The 3299-nt window shown below is 53.3% G+C and carries 3 protein-coding genes; all 3 read left to right on the forward strand.

Features of this window, described 5'->3' with window-relative positions; translation table 11 throughout:
- On the forward strand, nt 1-1272 hold a 1272-nt coding region (locus tag EQG66_RS15135), incomplete at its 5' end, for an FAD-dependent monooxygenase (RefSeq protein WP_129405337.1).
- Between the two features lie 33 nt (nt 1273-1305).
- Entirely contained in the window at nt 1306-2112 is an 807-nt protein-coding gene (locus EQG66_RS15140) for an alpha/beta fold hydrolase (RefSeq protein ID WP_129405338.1), read from the forward strand.
- 358 nt (nt 2113-2470) lie between these two features.
- Entirely contained in the window at nt 2471-3265 is a 795-nt protein-coding gene (locus EQG66_RS15145) for an AraC-like ligand-binding domain-containing protein (protein WP_129405339.1), read from the forward strand.
- Nucleotides 3266-3299 lie beyond the last annotated feature (34 nt).

Consider the following 3299-nt stretch of genomic DNA (forward strand, 5'->3'; position numbering starts at 1 on the left):
GCATCGCCGCCAGCGAGCAGTTGGTCGAGTAAATCAGCCGGAATCAACGGCTCCTTGCGTCGGGACATAGTGGGTCTCCTTCTTCCCCATTATACCCGCCCACACACGGAAATCCTGACAGTCCCCCAGAGCGGAACAAAGACTGTGCCCTCACAATATTTCATCATTGCCGACGGCGCACAATCGGAATTCAGAAGGAAGCTTAATCTTCGTATGGAAGGGGAGACCCTGTTCTACAATCAGGCCTGGTATTTCCGGGCACCAGATCTTGCAAAGCTGTTCGCCAGAACGCAGCTGTCCTCAATGACCTTTTTCCTGAATGAGGATTGCTATGGCGACATTCTCATTCCGCAAACCGCGGAGGGACACTGGCTTTATCATGTAACGCCTATGCCGGAAGGTGTGGAAGCAGATGACTGGCCGACGTTCCGAAACATGCTCTACCGCAGTATCGGCGAGGAGTTCGAAGTATTTGAACCGCAAGGGCGCTATTTCGGAAGCCAAGTCCGCCTTGCAGCCAGCTTCAATTTCGGTCGAGCACTATTGATTGGCGATGCAGCGCACCTGACTTCGCCATTTGGCGGCTTCGGGATGAACATGGGTATCGGAGACGCGGTCGACGCCGGTTGGAAGATCGCCGCTATTCTACAAGGATGGGGAGGACCACGACTCCTCGAAACCTACACGCTCGAACGTAGAGACGTCTGCAAATATATCATTGAGGGTGCAGCGCACAACAACAAGGTCTCCGGCAAAGCCCTGGTTCGTCCGTACATGGAGGAGGATTCCGAACGAGGGGAAAAGGCCCGCGAGGAAGTCCGCGAATTTATCATTCGTGAAAAGACGCAACAGTCGCGCAGCTTTGGCGCCCAGTTTGGCTACCGCTACACTTCTTCGCCCATCGTTGTAGGTGACGGAACGGAACTTCCACCCCTGCAGTATGGCGAATACACACCGTCCTCAGTGGCTGGCTGCCGTGCGCCGCACCTGTGGCTTAGCGAGGGCAACTCCATTTATGACCATTTTGGGCCTGACTTCTGCTTGTTAAAGCTGGATCCAGCGGTGGACACAACGGCACTGGAAGCCGCCGCTGCTGAGGTGGGCATTCCGCTCAAAGTCTTCTTGCTCGATAGCGATGAGGCGCGTTCGCTCTATGAACGCAAGCTTGTGCTCATCCGTCCCGATCAGCATGTAGCATGGCGGGGAAATGCGGAGCCTGACGACTGCCGCTGGCTGGTCGACGTTGTTCGTGGAGCTGCTTCGTTCCATTAAGATTTGCCACCAGACATCGAGGAGCTACGGAAAATGAAGAAATATTCGCTTAACGTGAACGGAACAGATTATGCCTGCATCGAGGATGGTGCAGGCCCGCTATTGCTGTTGATGCATGGCACAACCGGGGGCAAGCAACTTATGCTTCCGCAAGTTGAGGCTCTGTCTGCTTCGTTCCGCTGTGTCGCATTCGATTGGCCGGGGCATGCTGAATCCGGTTTTAACCCTGCGGGCTGGACCGCAGATGATCTGGTCGAGGATGTCGCCACTATCATTACCCTGCTAGGTGAAAAGCAGGCGATCCTTGCGGGCGTATCGCAAGGTGGCGCTATCGGAATGCGGGTGGCACTCAAATACCCGGATCGCGTCAGGGCACTGGTGAATATGTGCGGTGGGCCAGGCGGACCACCGCCTGCCGCACTTGAGAAGCTAGACCAGTTCACCAAAATTATGGCTGAAGGCAACGAGTGTGAGCGCCGTGAAGCGGCAATTACTTTCTCCAAAGGGTATCTTCACGCTCCCGACTTCGCGGAGCGGGATCCCCAGCGTTTTGAGAACGAGATCGGGGTATTGCTCTCCCATTCACGCAAAAGTGTTCAAATGCTATTCAATGTCCCCAGAAGTTATGTCGACATTACACCCCGTCTGGGTGAAATCAAATGCCCGACTCTGGTGATTTGGGCACCCTATGATAGCCGCCCTGCCCTTGGCGAACAAATGGCAGCGGCAACCCCAGGTGCCAAACTTGTCACGATCGCCAATGCTGGCCATCATGTAAATGTGGATGCACCAGAGGAGACAACAGCTGCAATCAAGGCGTTCACCAGCACCCTTAGCTGAGGACATTACAGAGAATACTGAAACGATTTAGGTATCGTCGATACTCTTTTCAAATCTGACCGATATTGACCGGAGTGGTAAGCTGCTCCGGTCGTATTCTTAACAATACAAGGCTGTTTGCCCTTCAGCTGTTGTGAGTGCGCACAAACAGTTGAAGGCATGCCCCGTAATAGGAAGTGAAGGAGTGAGAAGCTGTCGATCTATCACTAATCTGTGGTGGATTCGAGTCATGAGTGCCTTCCATCATCACTACCGCCGCACATGTGCTTGGGGGTATCATAACCACATAATATGCGTTGAAATAATAGTAATAAAATCTGCCCTCATCATGGATTTCAGATAAAAAAGGGTAGGAGAGATGTCAGAGAAACGTATTTGGGCCACAGAATCTGCGCCAGGCGCTGAACTCGAATATTGGCGAGCAGCGACATGTGAGGCGGTCTTCGATATCGAGATCAAACCCTTCGATGAGAATGTTTCGCTTGATGCCACAATTGTTCAGCAGTCCTTGGGTCCGATCCGCTTGAGCCAGATCAGTGTAGGGTTCGGACAGGTTATCAATAGGACATCCGCAGCGATCCGCCGCAGCAAGTTCGACCAGTTTGAACTGGTTTACATTATGGGAGGCAATGCCTTTTTATGTCAGTGCGGTCGAGAAACTGAGATAAATCCGGGTGACTGCATTCTTGTGAACGGGCAAGAGAAGTATACGCTTACGACAAGCGCGGGGAGCCGCAACCTTTCCTTTCACTTGCCGACTGGATGGCTTAAACAATGGTTAGCATGCCCTGAAGAGCATGCCGCAATGCCGATCTCAGGTGGAAAGGCATGGGGGCGAGCTTTGGTTGCTGCCATGGAAGCAATCGACGACAATGTTAATGACAACACCTCCAGCCTCTGTGCCGACCAAATCGGTGGTGCACTCGCACTTGCACTGACCAAACAGGATGATCGTCAGATCAGCCAGCATCGACTTCGCCATTTCCACCGCTTGCGACAGACATTGGCTGATTTGGCGTATGATAATACGCTGGATGCGAAAAAGGTAGCGCAGATGCATGGGGACTGTCAGGATTTCCGTGTGTGGGCGGGTATAATGGGGAAGAAGGAGACCCACTATGTCCCGACGCAAGGAGCCGTTGATTCCGGCTGATTTACTCGACCAACTGCTCGCTGGCGGCGATGCC

It is taken from the genome of Sphingobium fluviale, assembly GCF_004122115.1.
Classification (GTDB): domain Bacteria; phylum Pseudomonadota; class Alphaproteobacteria; order Sphingomonadales; family Sphingomonadaceae; genus Sphingobium; species Sphingobium fluviale.

What these genes read in the sequence shown, in the direction of transcription:
- EQG66_RS15140 (WP_129405338.1), top strand. Translation starts at nt 1,306, where the DNA reads ATGAAGAAATATTCGCTTAACGTGAACGGAACAGATTATGCCTGCATC.
- EQG66_RS15145 (WP_129405339.1), top strand. Translation starts at nt 2,471, where the DNA reads ATGTCAGAGAAACGTATTTGGGCCACAGAATCTGCGCCAGGCGCTGAA.